Source organism: Marinoscillum sp. HNIBRBA16962, assembly GCF_057801515.1.
The window spans coordinates 1,088,951-1,111,843 of the sequence record NZ_CM173603.1; the positions used below are offsets into that span (position 1 = coordinate 1,088,951).

Here is a 22,893-nt window from a genome sequence, read left to right on the forward strand (position 1 = left end):
CACAACCACCACGCCTCCCCTCGTTTTTTCTGAATAATACAACCCTTAAAAAATAAAAGAACATAGTCAATCACCTAAACAAAATGACACACCATGAAAATTTTGATTCTTGTATTTGCACTTTTAGTACTGGCAAATCACAATTTGCTTTCTCAAGAAAAAAAGAAAAACCAAGCATCCCAAATTGTCAAGGAAGATCGGTATAATTTGTATCAGTCAGATCAAATAACCACTCTTGATTTATTACAGGGTCTGGAAGTAGCTGGAGTAACCATTAGAAAATTTACTCTTGGTCAGTTTGATGGAAAATACAAATTCTCACTTTTAGTTGATGAATTTGTGGATGGTAAGCTCGCTAACTCCGACACAATATTCGCTCTCGATAATGAATATCACTACTACGAACGTGGAACTGAAAATTATTTTCTGGATTATATAGATCAACTGAAAATATTTACAAAAGAACAAGATGAAAGCAATAAGATCTTCATCTCAACATATGCAATGCGGACCCATAAAGAACTGAAATATAAAATTGAATACGAGGATCAATTCTATACCTGGCGTGACTACTCCAATACTCACTGGAAGTTGAACGCTAAGGTTCCATTGACAGTATTGGCATCTTCATGGGAAGACAAAAAACACGGCTTTCAGAGATTTTGTGGTGCTGTTAAGCTGTCTGAAGGAGATGAACGAACAGATGAACTCTTACACTCCTCACCACACTACTATGTGATTTATTACCTCGTGAAAGGATGAAGAAATCAATTGATGCTTTAAGATATGAATAAGAACCCTCATCCCCCCAAACTCCCTCTACGTTTCTTCCGCTGGTTTTGCCAGGTCGAAATCCCTTGTTTTGCCCCAGCCCTAACCGGGTCGTACCTAAAGGGAGCCAAGGGATTTCTTAATGAGATCAATGACAGTTTAAAATGCTGTGGTTATGACTGAAAGAGCAATGTTTTATAATGCTAAACCAGAGATTTTCAGAAAAGCTGAATGGCTAAGAAAGAATATGACATCCATGGAAAAAATCCTATGGGAAGAATTGCGGGCAAATAAGCTTCTGGGATTACGATTTAAACCTCAACATCCTATAGATCAATATATTGCCGACTTTTATTGTCATAAGCTAAAGCTAGTAATTGAATTAGACGGGAATAGTCATCTGGAGACTCAACAAAGGGAATACGATCAGGGAAGGACTTATGAGTTGAATCAATTCGGGATCAAAGTAATGAGATTTAGGAATGAGGAAATCGAGAATCAATTAGATGACGTCCTTGAAAAGATAAAATTGGAATGTGAACGTATACTAAGCCCCCTTCAGGGGGTTGGGGGCAAAACCAAGAAATGAAATGAATAAACCCACTCATCCCCCCAAACTCCCTCTACGTTTCTTCCGCTGGTTTTGCCATCCGGATTATGTAGAAGATATCGAGGGGGATCTGTTGGAGCGGTTTGAGAAGCGTAGGCAGGAAGGCAAAGCTGCCCGATGGCTTTTCGTAACGGATGTGCTGAAGCTTTTCCGGCCGGGGATTATCAAATCAATAGAAGGAAGTCAAAAACTTAATTATTACGGGATGTTTAAAAACGAACTAAAAGTTTCTTTGCGCAATCTGATTCGGAACAAAACGTATGCAGCGATCAATCTGCTTGGCCTGGGCTTCGCATTAATGTGCTGTATTGTAGCTTTTTTGAATTTGGATTATAAGCTTCGGTTCGATGAGCATCATGCAGACAAGGATGTAAACGTGTATCGAGTCAATACGGTACGAGTAGTGGATGGAGTCCATGAGAAATGGGGCCTTTCTCCGGTTGCTCTGGGCTCTGTCCTAAAGGATGAAATAAGTGGGATTAAACAAGCTTCACGGCTTGACTCCAGACAAGCGATAGTAAAAGTTAATGATAAGGCCTTTTCGGAGGTAATCCACTATGCTGACATGGAGCTACTCGACATGCTAAATTTTCCGCTAGCGTCAGGACAACTAAAACTTCGGTCGCAGGAGGCTGTGCTCGATGAAAAAGCTGCTTTTAGATACTTTGGCTATGAGAACCCAATTGGCAAACCACTTACTATTACCACTACATCTGGTAAGAGCCAAACGTTTATAATTGGCGCTGTGACCCGGGAAGTCCCAGAGAATACAAGCATCCTATTTGATATCATGCTTCCGTTCAACAGTCTCAAACAAACCAACAACTGGAATTCAGAGATTAGCCTGTTTGTTAAAACTTCCTCAGGTAATAACATAAAGAACATCGATGAGCAGCTTGATCATTATGTATCAATCCACAATGAACTCCGCGAAGATCTGGAAGTAGCTGACTTCTATTTACAACCATTTAGAGAGCTTGCTTTTACATCGGATATTGATCTGCCCAATTGGGTCAGAGGGCGGGCATTAAATCGGAATGCGGTTGGATTTTTGGTAGGAGTCACTTCCATTTTGTCCTTAATTATCCTGTTGATTGCCTGTTTCAACTTTACCAACACTTCTATTGCTTTTTCAGGTAACCGGTTGAAAGAGATTGGTGTGCGAAAGGTCATTGGAAGTACACGATTCCAATTGGTACGGCATTTTATGGTTGAAAATATTCTTCTATGTATGCTTAGCATTCTTGTAGGACTTGGTGGAGCCTATTTTCTCATTGATGGTTACAATGCCCTTTTTGACCAATCTCTTGACATGCGATATATTCTTGAGTCGAGAGTACTGCTTTTTCTAATTGGCTTTCCATTAATTACCGCGGTACTTGCCGGATTATACCCCGCTTTTCGAATCAGTAAACATGAGCCTGTATCTATCCTGAAAGGGAAGACGCTTTTCGCAAAAATGGGAGCGCTGAGCAAGGGATTGTTGGTTGCTCAGTTTTCAGTGGCTGGCCTGGCGGTTATTACCACCTTAATGTTAACTAAAAATGCATCCTATCAGTATTCTATGGATTTTGGCTATGCAGTGCATGACGTAGCAGTAATACCGGTTAACAATTCAAAAGAATTGGAGCTGGTTCGGAATGAATTGCTTAAAAATCCACAAATCCCCCATGTATCCGGATCTGAAAATATAGTAGGTCGATCATCGGACGGAATGGTGAAACAAGAGTTAGATCTCCCGGAACAGCAGGTTAGGTTACTTAGAGTTAGCGATGATTATCTGCAAACTCTTGACATAGAGCTCATCCAGGGGAGACAATTTATAGCAGGGACACAGGATAGGGAAAAAACAGTGATTATCAACCAGAAAATGGTTCAGACGATGGGATTAAAGGATGCTGTAGGGAAGTCGATATATCTGGATGATCAGATGCGCGAGATCATTGGAGTGGTAGATAACCACAAAGAATTTGGACTTATGCAAGAGGAGCCTGCTTGTGCATTTATTCTGGGTAATAAGGAGGACTTTCGATATCTCAGTGTGAACTTTAGCAATGAGATTGTGGATACAGATCAGATGATTACAGAAGCCTGGTACCGTGTATTACCTGAAATTCCGTATGCGGGCTTCAGGCAGCAGATGCTGATCTATAAGCAAGTTTATATCAATCTTATCATTCGAAATCTTTGTCTTTTTCTGGCAGTTGCTACACTCATAATGTCAGCGGCTGGTTTCTTTTCAATCGTATCTCTAAGTGTACAAAAGCGTACCAAGGAAATTGGCATCCGCAAAGTATTTGGAGGCTCTGTGAGTGGAATGGTGAAGTTAATTTTAAATGACTTCATCCGATATGTAATAATTGCATTCTTAATTGGGTCGGCGCTTGCATATTTAGTGGTCCGGACATTTTTGTTTGAGCATGTCTATGTTTATCATGCTCCGGTAGGGGTCGACGTGTTTGTTGTCGCATTGATAATTATGCTCGCTGTTCCCTCCATCACTGTCGGTTGGAAAGTTATCAAAGGCGCTTTAGCAAATCCGGTAGATTCGTTGAGGTATGAATAATATGAAAAACCCTCAACCACCTCGCCTCCCCCTCCGCTTTTTCCGCTGGTTCTGCCACCCGGACTATGTGGAGGATATCGAGGGGGACCTGCTGGAAAGGTTTGAGAAAAGGAAAGAAGAAGGGAAAGCGGCGAGGTGGCTTTTTGTATTGGAAGTGATTAGGTTGATGAGACCATCTATAATAAAATCATATCAAATGAAAAACTCCATTTTCTGGGCCAAGTGGAAACACTACACCAGGATCACATTTAGAGTTTTTTCTATTCACAAACTGATCACAGCCTTTAGTTTACTTTGTTTAATGGTGGGTGGAGTATGTGTAACCTTCCTTTACTCATGGATCGATAATGAGTCGTCTATGGACGACTTCCACTCTAAAAAAAGTCAGATCCATCTGTTGATGCAGAAGGCCACCCCTATGTCCAAGCCACGACCATCGTCAGGTTTGTACGAAATAGACAAATATCCGGAGGTGCGGGATAACTTATATGTTCAGGTGTACAATGAAGATGGTGAAGCACAGGTCGAGTATGCTAATGAAGAGCGAACCATTAATCTATGGGCTGTAGACGATAACTTTTTTCGCTTTTTTGATTTCCCATTGAAAAGCGGTGACACAGCTACAGTTTTTGAACAACCCAAAAGCATTGTCTTGAGTCAGGAGCTTTCTGAACGGATTTTTGGAGATCTGGATCCAGTGGGCAAATATGTCAAACTGCACTGTGAGGGCACAGCTACCTACAGAGTTGCCGGTGTTACTAAGGAAATCCCTTCAAATTCATCCATGAAATTTGATGCTTTGGTGTCAAGAAAGGAGACAAATATACGGTGGAGCAGGATGGGAACTAATTTCTTGTTAACTCAGAGGGATTTTGATAAGAAAAGGTTTGATGAGAAAATTGCGAAAGCAATTCAGGATCATCATCAATTTCCTGAAGGTACATTATTTACTAAGCGTTTTGATGAGGTTTATTTCGGTACACCTTTTTTTACTAACGTGTTTTCTGAGTTTGGTAATGAAGCGGTGGTGAGTAATATGAAGATGATTGCTATTGTCATCTTGCTAATCTGCTCATTTGGCTTCACAAACCTGCAGCATATCCTACAGCTATCTTCAGGCAGGTCATTGGCTATAAGGTGCATTACGGGAGCAACAAGGTCTGATTTGTTTCTGGAAATATGTGTTAGCAGATTGTACCTGCTCCTGGTTGCTTCCATATTCTCAGCAAGTCTGGTAATTGCCTTATTCCCGGCGTTCAACTCCCTTGTTCAGAATAATCTAACGCTGGATTTATTTACTTCTATAACTGTTATTGTGTTGATCGGAGCAGGTATTGTGGTTAGTTCATTAATACTATCCGGTATTTTTATTTACAGGATAAATATTATCAATGCATTTAGTAAGGTATTGCCTGTAGGACGTGTGCCCACTGTTCAGCGAGCTGTTACTGTATTTCAGTTTGCCATTACCATCATCTTATTGATTTCTTCACTGGTTGTGTATTTGCAATATGACTTTATGATCCATAAAGATCTTGGGATGGATCCCAAAAACGTGGTTTCGCTCAAACTGACACAAGGGATCTTTCGAGACCAAAATATGAGCCGGGATTCTTTAAGGGTGCTTTATCAAGAAGAGCAAGGAAAGTATAATTATGTGAGGTCTGAACTTAGAAAAGATCCGGATATCCTGGCAATTAGTCAGGGAGAGTTGCCCATCGAGGGGGCTTCGTATCCGATGGATCACAAGTTGGTTGGGTCAGATCAGGCTACTACACAAAATATCCTAACCGCGGATCCCGGATACAAATCCATTTTGGATCTGGAAATGATACAGGGTAGATTCTTTAGTGATTCACTGGATAGTTCAAGAGGGAAAAGCGTAGTAATCAATGAAGCCGCGTGGGATTACTGGGGCTTTGATGATTTGTTAAATGCACGAATTGAGAATATTTTTTGGGGTGAATTTAAGGTTGTAGGAGTGGTGAAGGATTTTCATTACCAGCACCTATCTTCCAGGATTGAGCCTTTGATCCTTTACTACATGCAAGACATTGAAAACAGTTTTCTTCTAAAATTGCAACGAGAAAAAGAGGCAGAAGCCCTTAAAAAACTGGAAGATCTTCATGCGGAAATTAACCCAAAACAGTGGTTTCAGTACCGGTTTTTAGAGAATGAACTTCAGGCACAGTATGAAGAGGAAAAGCTGACTATGAAAGTTTACGGTTTGTTTACTTCAGTAGCCATAATCCTGTCGTTTACCAGTCTGTTTGCTTTTGCCTGGAGTGAGGCCAGGAGGAGAGTTAAAGAAATGGGTATACGTAAGGTCCATGGAGCTAATCGAGCACAGATTTTCATCAAGCTAGGCAATTCATTTTTGAAGCTTATAGCGCTATCTTTCACACTTTCATGCCCGGTCGTTTGGTATTTTTTGCGATCCTGGTTGGATAATTATAGCTATAGGATCGATTTAGAAGTTTGGTACTTTTTGGTAGGTGGTATTGCAGCTTTGATGTTGTCTTTCCTGGCTGTATTTATGCAGAGCTGGTGGGTTGCCCGTAAGAATCCGGTTGATGTCTTAAGGTATGAATAAATCTCTTCTGCCCAAGTTCTGGCTCCGCTTCATTTGGAGTACTTAATCTAACCTTCCCGGTTTTTCCTCATTTCTTTTACAACTTAAATAGAAATAGCTCGTATATTAGTTTTACAAATTCAATAGTAATGGGAAGAACAACATTTTTAGGAGAGTTTGAAGAGCTCATATTGACAATGGTACTGATCCAGAATGACGATGCGTATGGAAATACGATCGTGAATGCGATAAAAGAGCATCAAAACAGGGAAGTCAACCTCAGCTCGGTGCATATTACACTGTATCGATTGGAAGAAAAAGGCTTTTTGGAATCTTACATGGGTGGAGCAACGCAGGAACGCGGGGGCAGGAGAAAGCGCTACTTCAGAATAACCAACGCAGGCAAGGTGCTGCTTCAGGAGATGAAAGACTCCAGGATGAGTTTATGGAAGCTTACTCCACAGTTGAAGTTTAGCTATGAATAAGATAAAACCACCAGGACTTTTCGAAAAATTCTTTCAATGGTATTGTCGGAAAGGATTACAGGAATCGATCCTTGGCGACCTGGAGGAGAAGTTTGAAGAAGACCTGGAAAATTATGGAGAAGGCAAGGCCAGGAGAAGGTTTGCCTGGACGGTGATCCGGTTTTTCAGGCCGGGTATTATCAAATCCTTTGAAGAAAGTCAAAAACTCAATCACTACGGTATGTTAGAAAATTATTTTAAAGTGAGTATGCGAAATATACTCCGCAACAAAACATTCTCCATCCTGAATGTAACCGGACTCAGTGTAGGAATTGCCAGCTGCATTCTTATTCTTATCTATGTAAACAATGAACTTTCCTATGACCGGTACAATGAAAATTATGAACGGACTTATAGAGTCCTTCACCGATTTGGGCAGAAGGATGGGGCGAATAATAGCCCTTCTGTCCCGGACAGCGAGTATCAGGTATGGGGGAATGCACCAGTGGCTCCTGCACTGCAAAACTATTTTCCGGAAATAAAAAAAACATTTCGATTCACCAGTCCCACCTCCTGGCTGGTGGAGTACGGCAGTAAAAGATTTCAGGAAAACAATATCCTGTTTGCTGATTCCACGGTATTTGATGTGTTTTCATGGAAGGTCCTTGCTGGTGATTCAAAAACAGCACTGGATCGTCCCAATACCATTGTCCTGACCCATGAAATGGCTGAAAAATATTTCGGATCCGAAGATCCGATAGGAAAAGCGCTAAAAATGGATGGCGAAGATTTATTTGAAGTGACTGCCGTCATTGACCTCCCGGTTAATTCACATTTTTCGTTCGACGGACTTGTTTCCATGAGTACATTTAGAAATTTCCGACCGGGCATTTTCACGGCCTGGGGGTATGTGGATTTTTATACCTATTTCACACTTCATGAAAATGTATCTATAGATCAACTCCAGGCAAAAATTGATCCTTTTCTACAACAGAATTTTACAGAAGGATTTGGCTATGACTTGCGCTTCGAGCCACTTTCAAAGGCCTATCTGCACTCCGATGCAGGCAGGCAGCCCGGACCTACAGGCAGCCTAAATAACATTTACATTTTTGGTTCTGTTGCGATTTTTATCATGTTGATTGCCTGCATCAACTTTGTCAATCTTGCCACCGCCCGGTCGGTGGAGCGGGCTAAAGAAGTAGCCATTCGCAAAACCATCGGATCAACACGTGAAGCGCTCATTTACCAATTTCTGATCGAGTCCATTCTGCTTACATTCATTGCAGGACTCCTTGCCTTCGGTCTCCTGTTTTTAGGACATCCCTATCTTGAATCCTTATCAGGAAAGACATTGCCAATTTCCTGGCTGTTCACCCTTAAAAATATAGCCATGGGGATGGGGATTATCCTACTAATTGGCTTTTTGGCTGGAGGCTACCCGGCATTTGTATTGTCGAGATTTAAGGCGGTAAAGGTTTTGAAAGGCTCCTTTAGAACTTCTTCCGGAGGTATTTGGCTCAGGAAGTCGCTGGTCGTACTGCAGTTCTCGCTATCAATCATCCTCCTGGTGGGAACCACTGTTGTCTATACACAATTGAATCATCTCAGAAACTATGATATGGGATTTAAGTCCGATCAGGTACTGGTGATCGACTATGGATGGAATGCAAAGGTTCAGCAGAAGATAAAAGCCATTAAATCTGAGTTTCTTAATCACAAGGATGTCATTAGTGTAGCCTCCTCCAGGGCAACCCCCGGAGACTTTTTTCCAAATGCTGGTACAGGTGTTGCAGACCCCAAAACCGGCGAACTGGTCTATAAAGGACCGGCTATTTATGAGATCGATGAGGACTTTGTGCCCACCTATGAAATGACCATGGCCGCCGGTCGGAACTTTTCAAGAGAACACCCACTTGATTCAGCCAATTCTTTGATGCTCAATGAAGCTGCGGCTAAAATGTTTGGCTATTCAAACCCGGAGGATATCATCGGCAAATCATTTGAGCAGTGGGGAAGAAAAGGACAGGTTGTAGGTGTTATCAAGGATTTTAATTATGTGTCACTACATAAGGATGTAGAACCTTTGAGTCTGAGGTATTCAACACCTTCTAATTCTTCCATGTTTTCACTTCGTCTCAAATCAAACAACTTTCGTCAAACATTGGATGAGTTGGAAAGTATCTGGATGGATCTGGCGCCACACTATCCCTTCGTCGCACATTTTAATAATGCCAATTTCAATCGTCAGTATGAGGCAGACGAGCGATTTGGATCGATCTTTACCATTTTCTCTGGCCTGGCTATGCTGGTAGCATGCCTGGGCTTATTCGGACTGACTACCTACAGCGTGGCTCAAAGAACAAAGGAGATCGGTGTGAGAAAGGTACTGGGTGCATCTACTCAGCGCATTGTTACTTTACTGTCCCTTGATTTTGTAAAACTCTTTGGGATATCCCTTTTATTCTCAATCCCCATCTCCTGGTACATCATGAATAGCTGGCTGGGTGAATTTGCCTACCGGATCTCCATCGGATTTGGGGTGTTCTTAATCTCTGGTGTGGTTACCTTGGTTTTTTCACTCCTTACGATGAGTTTCAAAACAATCTCGGCTGCATTGTCAAACCCTGTGGAAGTACTCAGAGACGAGTAAAAGCCATGAATAAGATAAAACCACCAGGACTTTTCGAAAAATTCTTTCAATGGTATTGTCGGAAAGGATTACAGGAATCGATCCTTGGCGACCTGGAGGAGCAATTTGAGGAAGACCTGGAAAATTATGGAGAAGGCAAGGCCAGGAGAAGATTTGCCTGGACGGTGATCCGGTTTTTCAGGCCGGGTATTATCAAATCATTTGAAGGAAATCAAAGACTAAACCATTACGGCATGATAAAAAATTACTTCAAAGTAGGATTGAGAAATATCCTCAAATACAAAACCTTTTCATTCATCAATATTTTCGGGTTGGCTGTGGCCATGGCCGTATCGCTGCTGGTCATTCTCATGCTGGCAGACCAGCGGGAGACGGATCAGTTTCACCAGAATAAGGATCACATCTTTAGGGCAGTTACTCAAATGACCAACTCCTCAAAAGCCAATGCCTCCAGCCCAATGCCACTGGCAGGTGAAATGGAAACGAACTATCCCATCATAAAAAATGCAACCCAGCTAGTGAGGGGAGTAGGCGGCGATATTTTGTATGCCAATGGTGAGCAATCAAAGTTTGCAGAAGTACGGGGCTTCTTCGCAGATCAGGACTTTTTTGAGGTCTTCAGCTTTGAGCTTGTGGAAGGGGATCGACAAAGCGCTCTGACCAGGCCAAACTCAATACTCATTACTTCCGAGGTAGCCTACAAGCTGTTTAATGACAGGGACCCTATCGGGAAAACGGTGACATTTTTAGGCCGGGGGCTCGACCACATCCATATTGATCTGGGAACGGAGACTGGTCAGAAAAGTGAGGATTGGGGCAGCTTTATCATCACGGGAGTGATAGATGCAGGTGCTTACAAAACCCATCTGAAGTTTGATGCGCTCATTTCGGCTTCATCTTTACCTCGCCTGTACAAAGAAGGAAAAGCTCCGGATCACTCAGAAGACTGGGACAATCACTCACACTCCTTTACCTACTTTTTGCTAAATGAGCAGACTGGTAAGGTGGATTTGCAGGCTGCTCTGGATGAGATTACTGAAAAAGAGGAAAAACTGGACGGAAAGAAGCTTATAGCCCAAAACCTGGATGATATCGTGTTGGGCGATTTTTTGGGAAACCCGATCTCCCTAAGACTTCCGGTACAGGCTTATTATTTCCTAGGCTTCCTGGCGCTTGTCGTTCTGCTCTCAGCTGCCCTCAACTATACGAACCTGTCCATAGCGCGTGCCCTGTCCAGGGCTAAAGAGATCGGGGTACGAAAAGTAAATGGAGCAACAAGAAAGAACCTTATTTTCCAGTTTCTGGTAGAGTCCGTTTTGACCGCTTTTCTGGCGCTGGTGCTGGCCAATGTGCTGCTTTTTTTCCTGAAGCCGGCATTCAACAGCCTCTGGGTGATCAGTCACCTGGACCTGGACCTAGCCGGAAATCTCAAGGTCTACCTGATCTTTTTAGGATTTACACTTCTGGTAGGAGTGCTGGCAGGACTATATCCGTCATTTGTCCTCTCCCGCTTTTCTCCGACAAGGGTGCTCAAAAGTCTGGGCAGTCCGAAATCAGGAAGGATCGGGCTGCGGGCAGTGCTGAATGTTTCTCAGTTTGTTTTCACTTTCTTTTTTATTGTGACTTCCGTCCTGATCACCCGTCAGTTCCAGCATTTTATGGATTTTGATTATGGTATGGATGTGAGCAATGTTGTGAATATACCCTTGCGAGGGAATGATCATGAACTACTCATGACTGAACTGAGCACAGTCCCTGGTGTGGAAAATGTCTCGGCCTGCCAGTTGATCCCGGCCATGCCTAATTCCTATGGTAGAGCCATACATCTTCCGGATGATGAATTCATAAAAATAGAATTCCAAAGCATCCACCCGAACCTGCTGGAAACACTTGATCTTGTCCTTCTCGCCGGGAGAAATCTGGATCCACGGTCAGACAATCAGCAGTCGATCCTGGTCAATGAATACACGGTGAAGGCTTTGGGGTATGAGAGCCCATCGGAACTGCTCGGCCAGCCGATCAACATTTCAGGTTTTGAAGCTCCATTCCAAATCGTGGGAGTGATCCGGGATTTTAAATTTCAATCGCCTATCTCCGGTGAAGGAGACAAGCCCCTGGTCTACTGGAACAACCCGCCTGACTATAGCTACCTGAATGTAAAAGTAGCCTCTCAGGACAGGCAAAAGACCATACAAATGCTGGAGGCAAAATGGAAGGAAGTGGACCCACTGCACCCTATGAGCTACAGCATTTACAATGAGAGCCTGGCCAGAGCCAATTTTTGGCTGGGTGATCTGGCATCGGTGGTTGGATTTATTGCATTCCTTGCGATTGTGATCTCCTGCCTGGGACTATTGGGGATGGCTATTTACACCACTGAGCGCAGAGTGAAGGAGGTGGGGATCAGGAAAGTATTAGGAGCAAGCGCGGCAGAGCTGGCTTTGCTGCTGGGAAAATCATTCCTAAGGCTACTGATGATAGCAGTGCTGATCGCAGCCCCTCTCAGCTATTTTGTGAATAACCTATGGATAGAGAATATCCCAAATCGCATCAGCTTTGGGTATGGGACTATCATTGTGGCAGCAATTTTCCTGTTGATCATCGGGGTTTTCACCATCGGTTTTCAAGTATTCTCGGTTTCAAAACGCAACCCGGTTGATTCTCTACGGTTTGAGTAGGGACTCTCCTCACTACCAGTGAGTATGATTTAAATCATATTTATAATTGATAATTGTGGTTATACTTGTTGGCTTACAAAGCTACAGATTCCTGAAACCCGATGAAATTAAGGATTTGCAATATCGATCTACGCTTATGCTCAGTATGCCCTAATAGTCCCCTCTGTGTGCCCGACAATGAATTTTTTTTAATGGAACGGGATAAAACAAAGCTTATCCATAGAGATCTTTTGTACTTCAAAGAAGGCGATTATCTGTTTAGAGAAGGTGATACTCCGGAAGGTTTTTTTTGTATCTATAATGGAAGCGTGAAGGTTTTTAGTGGAAATAATGGGAAAGATAACCACCTGGCAACGGAGGGGGATTACATCGGTCCTGGATCCGTTGCGAATAAGCGTTTTATTAATTCCGCAAAGACAGTAGAGGATTCTTTCTGTTGCTTTTTCACTTTAGCAGAAGTTCAGAAACTTGTTAAAAACCATAGGCCTTTTGCCGAAAAAATCCGGGCTGGCTACTAACCAGGATATGAAAAGTACTGCATGTAGACCATTTACCCAGTTTTTTTAGCGGACTACAAATCAACACTACAATTAGAATTTACCTATTTCCTGTTTACTAGGAAAAGACATGGGAAAGTATCAATTAGGTGAATTTGAAGTGATCGTGATGCTAACGGTAGGTGTCCTCTAGGGCGAAGCTTAGGAACAAGAGTAGAAGGCGTTCTTCGGGACGAGACCTGCACTCTTTTAGTTGAATCCTGCGTGCTCTTAGCTGGAAATTGCGCTCTGCTGGTTATAAGCTGCGTTCTGTTGGTTGAAGGTCGCGCGCTCTTGGTTGAATCCTGAACCTGCTACATTTGACCGGACAGTAAGTTAAGCTCGGGTAGCTAAATTTACTGATAATGAAAAGAGAAAGAAGAAACTTCGATAAGGAGTTTAAATTAATGGCAGTGAACCTGTGTTATGGGGATAAATCCACAAAGGAGGTTGCTGAAGAACTTGGAGTCAGACCGGAGCTTGTCAGACGGTGGAAGCGTGAACATGAACAGTACCAGAGTGGTAGCTTTTCAGGCCATGGAAATGCAAACATGACAGCTGAACAGAAGGAAATAGCCAAGCTCAAGAAAGAATTGAAAGAGGCCCAACTGGAAAGGGATATCTTAAAAAAGGCAGTAGGCATCTTCTCCAGGAACGACAACAAATATTCCGGTTCATGAAGGATCACCGCCACAGGTTTGGTGTCGAGAAGATGTGTAAAGTCTTCAATGTAAGCAGAAGTGGTTATTATGATTGGTTGAATAGAAAGCCTTCCAGCAGACAGCTTGAAAATCAACAGATCACTGAAGAAGTACAGATGGTTTACCAACAGAGCAAAGGTCGTTACGGCAGCCCCAAAATAACTGACGAGCTTAGGGATAGAGGATGGAAAGTCTCTCGCCCCAGGGTAGCCAGGATCATGCGCTCAGAAGGGCTTAAAAGCATTGTCAACAAGAAGTTTAAAATACTTACCACCGATTCCAGGCACAACTTGCCAGTGGCCGAAAACTTACTTGACCGGGATTTTGTAGCAGAAGCACCTGGCCGGAAATGGGTTTCGGATATCACCTACATCCCAACTCGTCAAGGATGGATGTATTTAACCATTATTATGGATTTATATGATCGGAAAATAATCGGATGGGCATTAAGTACTACTATGACCGCCAAGGATTCGGTATTGGCTGCCTGGAAAATGGCAGTTCTGAATAGATCTTTTGTCCCTCATCAATTAGTTTTTCATTCGGATCGTGGAATCCAATATGCCTCATCTGCATTCACAGGTAAGCTTAAGCATTATCAAGTGATACAAAGCATGAGCCGGAAGGGCAATTGTTGGGATAATGCAGTGGCGGAAAACTTCTTTAAAACCCTAAAGTCTGAATTGGTCAAACACACGAACTTCAACAGCATTCTGCAAGCAAAAACAGAGTTGTTCGAGTTCATCGAAATTTGGTACAATCGCAAAAGAAAACATGCATATCTGGGGTATAAAACTCCGGAACAATATTGGAAAATCAATTATTCAAAATGCGCTTAACTATTTGTCCAGTTTTTTATTGCAAGTCCATCCTGCGTTCTTTTAGCTATAAGCCGCGTGCCATTAGTTGCAAGTTGCGTTCGCTTAGTTATAAGTTGCGTTCTGCTGGTTGAACCCTGCGCTCTCTTAGCTATAAGCTGCGTTCCAGTAGTTACAAGTTGCGTTCTCTTGGTTGAAGGCTACGTTCTCTTGGTTGAAGGCTGCGTTCTCCGAAATGTCGCCTGCGTTACATTTGGAGAGCCTGTCAGGGCTCAAAATAAGATTTCAAGTCTATTTTGAAAAACACAACACTACAATTAGGAATTTACCTGTTTCCTGCTTACTATTGCAATACTTCAATTAGGAAAAAACATGGGAAAGTATCAATTAGGTGAATTTGAAGAGATCGTCATGCTAACGGTAGGGGTACTCTATGGCGATGCGTATGGAGTATCGATCAAAAAAGATATAGAAGAGCGGCTCAACCGAAAAGTAAGTGTGGGTGCACTGCAATCGGCACTGAAACGGCTGGAAGATAAAGGCTACCTGTCATCTCGTGAAGGAGAGTCCACCAGTGAACGAGGTGGTAGACCCAAACGGTACTTTGAGATTACCGCTTTGGGCAGTAAAGCTATTGAAGAGACAAAGGAGGTCCGAAATCAGCTGTACAACGCCATTCCTAAAGTGGCTCTTGAGGCAAAACTCGTCTGACATGAAGCCATCACCCTCAAAACTCGTCCTCCGTTTCCTCCGCTGGTTTTGCCATCCGGATCTTGTGAAATACATCGAGGGTGATTTGGTGGAGCTTTTTGAAGACCGTGTACGGAAAAAAGGAGCCAGAAAAGCGAGATGGCTGTTCTTCTGGGATGTGGTGAAGCTATTCCGGCCTGCGGGAGGGACTTATCCGATGAATCACTATGGCTTGTGGTTGCACTACCTGAAAATCACGTTGCGGAATTTTTCCAGGGATAAAGCCTATGCGTCCATAAACGTGTTTGGACTGGCAGTAGGTCTGGCGGCAGCCATGGTGCTTCTCCAGCACGTTCAGTTTGAACTTAGCTATGACCGGTTTCATACGGATGCAGAAAGAATATACCGTATCACCCAGTCTACTTATAGGAGTGGGGCGCTACAAGCCAGTGAACCTGATACCTGGAGCGGATTGGGAGCGGAAGCCAGGGAGCAATTGTCTGGAATTGAGGAGCTGGTTCGGATACATCCCGTTTCCATCCTGAATGATCTAGTGGTGTCAAATGCTAAAAATCAACGCAATTTCTTTGAGGGCGATATCTTATATGCCGACAGGGGCTTTTTCGATCTTTTCCAGTTTCCGTTTTTAGCCGGTCGGCCGGAACATGCATTGGATGATATGAACAGCATAGTTATCACCGAAGAGGCGGCAAAAAAGTACTTTGGAAGCATAGAGGTAATTGGGGAGACACTCAGAGTGTACGGTGGCACACTTAGTGGGGAGTTTATCGTAAAGGGTGTGCTGAAAGATCTTCCGGAAAACACGCATATAAAGTTCGGTATGGTCATACCCATGGAATTTTTGCTCTCACATTACGGAGCATATGTGAGAAGTGATCAATGGGCATGGACCAACTTTTCTATTTACCTGAGAGCTGCGCCATCTGCAGATATTAAAGCCTTAGAGCGAGGATTAGGTCAGCTGATACAAAACAGGCTGGGGGATGGTCTGAAGCAGGCCGGAGAGGAAGTAAAGATCGGCCTCCAACCCATGACGGACATTCACCTTCGCTCTGATCTCACTTCAGAATATGGCTGGCAAAATGGGGATATCCGGGATGTCTGGGTTTTCAGTGCTGTGGGATTAATGATTTTACTCATGGCGTGGATCAACTACATCAACCTTTCCACCGCCAGGGCCATTCGCAGAGAAAAGGAGGTCGGTATTAAAAAATCCATGGGAGCAAACCAAAAGCAACTAATTAGTCAGTTTCTCTTCGAATCTTTTGCAGTCCATCTTATAGCTGTTTTTCTGGTAGCGTTGCTCATTGCATTGGTCAGGCCTTTACTCCCTGATCTGTTGGGCAGAAATATTTCTTTTGAAGCATTTAATGGTCCTTCATTTTGGCTTTGCCTGATATTGTTTTTGGTTGTCGGGTCATTTTTTTCGGGTTTGTATCCGGCATTTATCCTGGCGCGCTTTCATCCGGTCTCCATGTTGAAGTCAGTAAATGTGGTATCGCATAGAGGACATTATTTGAGAAGAGGACTTGTACTTTTTCAATTTTTGATTTCCATGGTACTAATAGCCGGTACGTACCTGGTGTACCAGCAAGTTACTTACATGAAAAGCAGGGAGCTGGGAGTGGATATGGAAAAAATACTAATTGTGCCAGGACCCAGAGCCGTACTCGACCAAGGAGGCAATGAGCAGTTGTCTCTAAGCCATTCACTATTCAAAGCCAAACTTCAAAATCATCCAGGAATTGAGGCGATTACCGGATCCAGTAATATTCCTTCTAAGGGAGAAATAGGGACAGAACCCATGCGTAAGTTGGGCAACCCGAGGGCGGATAACAAGGTCGGAGATGTCGTACTGGTTGATCACTCTTTTAACGATGTTTATGACCTGGATTTTGTTTCAGGCGGCACTTTTACCGAAGGTATGCATGACTATGAAGCAGTAATTATCAATGAAAAAGCTGTCCTGGTTTTAGGACTGAAGTCACCGATGGATGCCATTAACAACCACATTGTAATGGATGGCATGGATACGCTGAAAATACAGGGCGTGGTTAGGGATTTTCACTGGAACTCCTTGCAGGCACCCATTCAGCCAACCATTTTTGGTGTTGTCAAGAACTTTAATGCCTATCTGTCTATCCGGATTAGCACAAAGAACGTTCGGGAAACTTTGGATTACATTGAGGCTAATTTCAGAGAAATTTATCCTAATGATCCGTTCGAATGCTATTTTCTTGACCAGGACTTTAATGCCCAGTATCGAGCAGATGTTCGATTCGGTAAAATGTTCTTTACTTTTAGTCTGATAGCGATTTTCATTGCCTGCATAGGACTTTTTTCCTTGATTTCGTATTCTACTGTGCTCAGGATTAAAGAGGTAGGAATACGAAAGGTTTTGGGTGCGAATCTGTGGAGTCTTATGCTGTTGCTGTCAAAGGAATACTTGATCCTGATCCTGATTGCTGTTTTGATTGCTATGCCGATAATCGTTATCGCAGGCCATCACTGGCTCCAAAACTATGCTTATCGTATTGGATTTACACCAGGCCTATTGTTGATTCCTTGTATCGTTCTGTTGGCTATCTCAAGCTATACAATATTCCATCGGGTTTTTGCTATAGCTAATACTAATCCAGTTGAATCTTTAAGGGATGAATAACCATCCACCGAAAATATTACTCCGCTTCCTCCGCTGGTTTTGTCGGCCAGACATGGTCACTTACATCGAGGGTGATTTGGTGGAGCTTTTTGAGGAGAATGTTCGGAAGAAGGGTATCCATACGGCACGTTGGAGGTTTGTGTGGGATGTGATAAAATTGTTTAGACCTGAGATGATTGGGCTTTCTCATAGAATAAAGCTTAGTCACTACGGTATTTTAGGACACAGCGTTAAATCCTCTCACCGACATCTGCAGCGAAATAAATTCTTTGCAGCCATCAACCTGATGGGGTTGGTGGCTGGCATGACAAGCTGCATTCTGATCATGCTGTGGGTGGCGCATGAAAGTAGTTTTGACTCGTTTCATAAAGATGCAGATCAGATTTACAGGGTCTCTTGTAACTCGGGTGAATTCCATACCGCAGTTAGTCCAGGGGCACTGGCTGGTGCATTGGAGGATCAGTACAGTTTTGTGGCGTCTACCACTAGACTCAGAGGAACATTTGAAGCAGTTTTTGAGGTGGGGGATCAGAAATTCAAAGAGTCAAATGTGCTCATGGGCGATGAAAACTTCTTTCAGGTTTTCTCTTTCAAGCTTATCAAAGGATCTGCGGAATCCGTTCTGAATGAACCTCATAAAGTAGCCATTTCAGAATCTGCAGCACTCAAATATTTCAATGGAAAGAACCCTATCGGGCAAGTAATTCGAAAAGATGATCAGGCAGATTTTACCGTTTCGGGGGTTTTTGCTGATCCTCCATCTAACTCTCACCTCAGATTCGATGTGATACTTCCCATGTCCTATGGTCAGTCCACAGCCAGCTATGACTATGGGTCCAGTTGGAGTGAGTTTGCTTTCAGGACCTATTTTAAGCTTGGACCAGAAGCCAAAATATCTGACGCTGATATCCGTAACCTGAATAAAGAATTGCAGGCTCTTTACCTGACTCATGATAGTGAATTTGAGGTTCATTTTAATATCGAGCCCATCCGGTTAATTCACCTGCACAATGATCTGCAATTTGACACAGATGCCGGGGGAAGCATGATGTATGTGCAGATAATGATGATGATAGCCGGGTTGATCTTACTGATAGGCTGCATCAACTATGCAAACCTGACCACTGCTCAGTCACTGACCAGAGCCAGGGAGATTATGATTCGTAAAACGATCGGTGCTTCAAAAGGGCAAATGATCTTCTATTTCATCATCGAATCATTCGTGTACGCTACCCTCAGCTTGCTGGTCACTTTGGGCCTGACTTTTATGTTACTTCCTTATTTCAGCGAAGTTGTTGGTGTTCAGCTTTCCCTCGATCTGAGCCAGCCCCGTGTACTCTTCAGTGCTGTATTGCTTATTGTATTGGTTACATTCCTGGCTGGTGTATATCCTGCTTTCTCACTGAATCGTGTTGTTTCTTCTGCAGGAATGGAAAAGATCAACCAACGCAATGAGTACGGCTGGTTTAATCACCGCAATGCCCTGGTGCTGGTGCAGTTCGTTATTTCGATCTCCCTTATTTCCGCAAATTTCATTGTTTCCGATCAGTTAAAAATGATTATAAACAGAAACCTGGGATATGATAAGAGTAACCTCGTATACACCAGGTTATCCGAAAACCTGAAAAACAGCAACACGCTCAAGAAGGAGCTTGAAAAGAATGCCTACACAGAGAATTTTACCTTTATCTCCTCGCTGCCTGTAGATATGGGACAGGCCAATCATGGTTTGGACTGGGAGGGTAAAGATCCGGAACTGAACTCTGTAATTCCTAACATGGGCGTAGATGAAAATTTCTTCGATGTATTCAAAGTACAATTGGTAAGTGGGAGATTTTTTTCGGAAAGCTTAGAAACAGATAAGAAAAATTACATAATCAATGAATCAGCTGCTCAACTGATGGGTTTTACTCCTGAAGCTGCGGTAGGAAAGTGGCTGAACCTTCATGGGAAGGGAAACATAATAGGGGTTATCAGAGACTTTCACTTTAAATCACTCCACTTTGAGGTGGAGCCGCTGATACTTGTTTATTACCCGACTGCTAATTACCTAGTGCTACGCACAGAACCCAATCAATTTCAGCGGACAGTGGAAGCACTTGAAGCTACCTGCACCAGTGTTGACCCTTCAGTGCTCTTCGAGTTCGGGTTTATTGATAAAGACATTGAAATATTGTATGAAGATGAGCAGCGATTAGGAAAGGTATTTGCCCTTTTCGTTTTGCTATCAATTATTATTTCGTGTCTGGGACTGGTGGGTTTGACGAGCTATATAGTGAACAGACGAATTAAGGAGATAGGCATAAGAAAGGTGCTGGGTGCTTCTCGTTTTGGGCTAGTCAGGATGCTGTCTGGAAACTATTTTGATATACTGCTGATCGCTTTGACCCTTTCCTGTCCCCTCACATTTCTTGGAATGGATCACTGGCTAAACAGATATGCCTATCGTATTGAGATTTCGCCTATCCACTTCGGTCTAGCCATTCTCTTCAGTGCTGTTATTGTAGGCCTTTCTGTGGCTTACCAGCTGGTAAAAGCTATCTCATTGAATCCTGTGGACCTACTGAGAGATGAATAACCATCCACCGAAAATATTACTCCGTTTCCTCCGCTGGTTTTGCCATCCGGATCTTGTGAAATACATCGAGGGTGATTTGGTGGAGCTTTTTGAAGAAAATGTAAAGGCAAGGGGGGCACTGAAAGCTAAATGGAAGTTTACCTGGGATGTTGTCAGGCTTTTTCGGCCATCTCTTATGAAGTCCCTTTCCGGGCATAAAAGATTAAATCATTATGGTATGTTTAAAAATCATTTAAAAATAGCTTTCCGAATATTCAGGCGGGAAAAGTTTTTTACCGCAATCAACATTATCGGGCTGGCTTGTGGAGTCTGGTGTACACTACTGACATATTACTGGATCAGAGACGAATATAGCTTTGACCGCTTTCATGAAAATGGAGACCAGCTATATCGGATGATGATGAAAGTAGATGTCAATGGAACTACTTATACCGAGGAGAGCACGGCTTATCCCTTAGGTGATGCATTGGTGGAGGACTTTCCCGAAGTATTGAATCGTGTCAGGTATTCGTATGCTGAGCCTGTAGCTGTAACGCTCAATGATCAGCTCTCCGAGCAGTCTTTTGCTTCAGCTGATCCCAACTTCTTCGAGGTGTTCAGCATCCCCATGCTCCAGGGGAGTCCGGAAACTTGCTTGCAGGATCTTAAAAGCATAGTCATTTCAGAGAGACTTGCAAAGGAGTATTTTAAAGGTGAATCCCCGGTCGGTGAGCGAATAACTATCCACCATGGTCCGCTTAATCTGGAGTTTTTGGTCACAGGAGTGTTTGAGGATATTCCGAAAAACTCCTCGGTTAGATTCGACTTGCTGATTCCTATTGATAATCTACTCTCACTGCACGAAAATATGGAGAACTGGGGCAATACCTGGTTTGCGACCTACATCAAGACAGACCCTCAAACAGATTTGAAGACTTTCTCGAAGAAAATCAGGGAGCTACCTAAAGAAAAAGCTGGTGTAAAATGGTATGAGCTAACCATGCAGAAGTATGAAGATCAATACCTCTATGACCGTTTTGAAAATGGAAAGCAGGCCGGCGGACGTATCGATAATCTGATCCTTTTTGCTTTAGTGGCGATATTCACTCTACTCATTGCCTGTTTTAATTATATCAACCTGACAACAGCCAGAGCCATTCGTCGGGATAAAGAAATCGGGATTAGAAAAACGCTTGGAGCAAATAAGGTTGTTTTGGTGCTACAGTTTCTGATCGAGTCTGGTCTGATAATTATTGGAGCCATTTTGATCAGTATCGTTGGTGTTTATCTCACCTTACCTTTCTTCAATGCGATAACGGGAAAATCCATTGTTATCAACTATCTGGATCCTCAGTTTTATTTATTGCTAACGAGTGTTTTCCTGGCTACACTTTTTGTGTCAGGAATATATCCGGCTTTGACCCTTTCTAAAAGTGGTCAAAACGTACTTTCAAAAATCAAAAACACCAGCAAGCAGGGCCTTTTTATCAGGAGAGGGCTGGTGGGCCTTCAGTTTTGTCTATCCATTCTTTTAGTGAGTGGAGCTTTTATTGTGTACCAGCAGTTGACATACCTCTCAGGGAAAGATCTGGGCCTGGATCAGGAAAACATAGCTTATCTGGAGCTTGACCAACACTCTCAATCAAAATACAAGGAGATAAAAGCTGCTCTTGAGTCACATTCATCCATCCTGGAAGTAAGCGGCTCCAACCACGACTTCATCGGACCACTTGGCTATACGGGGGATGTAAACTGGCGTCTCAAACCTTCTAATGGTGATGAGTTTTTCTTTGGGATACAGGACGTAGATCGGGGAATGCTTGAACTGCTGGATGTCGATCTTATAGCCGGAGCTAATTTTTCAAAAGAACTTCATCAGGATTCTATGCAATACATTATCAATGAGGTGGCAGCAGAAACATTTGGTTTTGACCAGCCTATAGGAGAACAGTTATCTTTTTGGGGTGGAAAGGGCAAAATCATCGGGGTAGCTAAAAACTTTCACTTTGCATCATTGCATGAGACCATTCAGCCATTAGTTATCAGAAATGTTCTGAATACAAATTACGTTTTCATGAAAGTAGCTTCTAACCAAACAACTGAAGCGCTTACTTATATAGAGAAGGTGCATGAGGAGTTTAGCGATTTCCCGGTGAAATATCATTTTCTGGATCGCGAGATCGAAAGCAAATACGGTGAAGAGATGATCATGCAACGACTAGCGTACAGCTTTTCCCTTTTGGCTTTGATAATTAGTGGTTTGGGCATGATCGGGCTCGTGTCGTATAGCATAGAGCGCCGCATTAAAGAAATTGCTGTGCGCAAAGTACTGGGTGCCAGTTTGTCAAACCTTGGTCAATTACTTTTCAAAGAGTACCTCTGGCTAATTGTAGTTGCGTCAATTATAGCTGTGCCTGTTGTGATCTACTGGACAGAACAATGGCTTGATAACTATCCCTATCGGATTGATCTGTCTTTGAACACATTTGTTTTTTCTCTGGTAGTCCTTTTAGCTACTTCCTTGTTGATTATCGGTATATATCTGAGAAAGATACGGTCAACCAATCCTGCTACTACTTTGAGGGATGAATAGT

13 protein-coding genes are annotated in these 22,893 nt (G+C 43.0%); all 13 read left to right on the forward strand.

Annotated features, from left to right (window positions below; translation table 11 throughout):
- Positions 1-93: 93 nt before the first annotated feature.
- The 13 genes from AC3E9V_RS04485 to AC3E9V_RS04545 all read left to right on the forward strand — a co-directional run bounded on the left by AC3E9V_RS04485 (position 94) and on the right by AC3E9V_RS04545 (position 22,892).
- Positions 94-762, forward strand: coding sequence for a DUF5041 domain-containing protein (locus AC3E9V_RS04485; RefSeq protein WP_488751992.1), 669 nt, complete (start codon positions 94-96; stop codon positions 760-762).
- Positions 763-946: 184 nt separating this feature from the next.
- Positions 947-1,360, forward strand: a complete 414-nt coding sequence (locus tag AC3E9V_RS04490; RefSeq protein ID WP_488751993.1) for an endonuclease domain-containing protein — start codon at positions 947-949, stop codon at positions 1,358-1,360.
- 1 nt (position 1,361) lies between these two features.
- Positions 1,362-3,947 carry an ABC transporter permease gene (locus AC3E9V_RS04495; RefSeq protein WP_488751994.1) on the forward strand — a complete coding sequence of 862 codons (2,586 nt, stop codon included), beginning with the start codon at positions 1,362-1,364 and terminating at the stop codon, positions 3,945-3,947.
- A 1-nt stretch (position 3,948) separates the two neighbouring features.
- Positions 3,949-6,540, forward strand: a complete 2,592-nt coding sequence (locus tag AC3E9V_RS04500) for an ABC transporter permease (protein WP_488751995.1) — start codon at positions 3,949-3,951, stop codon at positions 6,538-6,540.
- A gap of 128 nt (positions 6,541-6,668) precedes the next feature.
- A complete protein-coding gene (locus AC3E9V_RS04505; protein ID WP_488751996.1) occupies positions 6,669-7,004 on the forward strand; it encodes a PadR family transcriptional regulator in 336 nt (111 codons plus the stop codon).
- Positions 6,997-9,636, forward strand: coding sequence for an ABC transporter permease (locus AC3E9V_RS04510; protein ID WP_488751997.1), 2,640 nt, complete (start codon positions 6,997-6,999; stop codon positions 9,634-9,636). The genes AC3E9V_RS04505 and AC3E9V_RS04510 overlap by 8 nt, the downstream gene beginning before the upstream one ends.
- A 5-nt stretch (positions 9,637-9,641) precedes the next feature.
- Complete coding sequence (locus tag AC3E9V_RS04515) at positions 9,642-12,314, forward strand: ABC transporter permease (protein WP_488751998.1); 2,673 nt, start codon at positions 9,642-9,644, stop codon at positions 12,312-12,314.
- Between the two features lie 191 nt (positions 12,315-12,505).
- Complete coding sequence (locus AC3E9V_RS04520; RefSeq protein ID WP_488751999.1) at positions 12,506-12,832, forward strand: Crp/Fnr family transcriptional regulator; 327 nt, start codon at positions 12,506-12,508, stop codon at positions 12,830-12,832.
- Positions 12,833-13,215: 383 nt separating this feature from the next.
- A protein-coding gene (locus AC3E9V_RS04525; protein WP_488751913.1) for an IS3 family transposase occupies positions 13,216-14,390 on the forward strand; the annotation gives its coding sequence in 2 pieces (ribosomal slippage) (positions 13,216-13,471 and positions 13,471-14,390; 1,176 coding nt in all).
- A gap of 351 nt (positions 14,391-14,741) precedes the next feature.
- Positions 14,742-15,080 carry a PadR family transcriptional regulator gene (locus AC3E9V_RS04530; protein ID WP_488752000.1) on the forward strand — a complete coding sequence of 113 codons (339 nt, stop codon included), beginning with the start codon at positions 14,742-14,744 and terminating at the stop codon, positions 15,078-15,080.
- A 1-nt stretch (position 15,081) separates the two neighbouring features.
- Complete coding sequence (locus AC3E9V_RS04535) at positions 15,082-17,742, forward strand: ABC transporter permease (RefSeq protein WP_488752001.1); 2,661 nt, start codon at positions 15,082-15,084, stop codon at positions 17,740-17,742.
- Positions 17,735-20,320 (forward strand): ABC transporter permease, encoded by a 2,586-nt coding sequence (locus AC3E9V_RS04540; protein ID WP_488752002.1) that lies wholly within the window; start codon positions 17,735-17,737, stop codon positions 20,318-20,320. The genes AC3E9V_RS04535 and AC3E9V_RS04540 overlap by 8 nt, the downstream gene beginning before the upstream one ends.
- Complete coding sequence (locus AC3E9V_RS04545) at positions 20,313-22,892, forward strand: ABC transporter permease (RefSeq protein WP_488752003.1); 2,580 nt, start codon at positions 20,313-20,315, stop codon at positions 22,890-22,892. Before AC3E9V_RS04540 ends, AC3E9V_RS04545 begins: the two co-directional genes overlap by 8 nt.
- Position 22,893 lies beyond the last annotated feature (1 nt).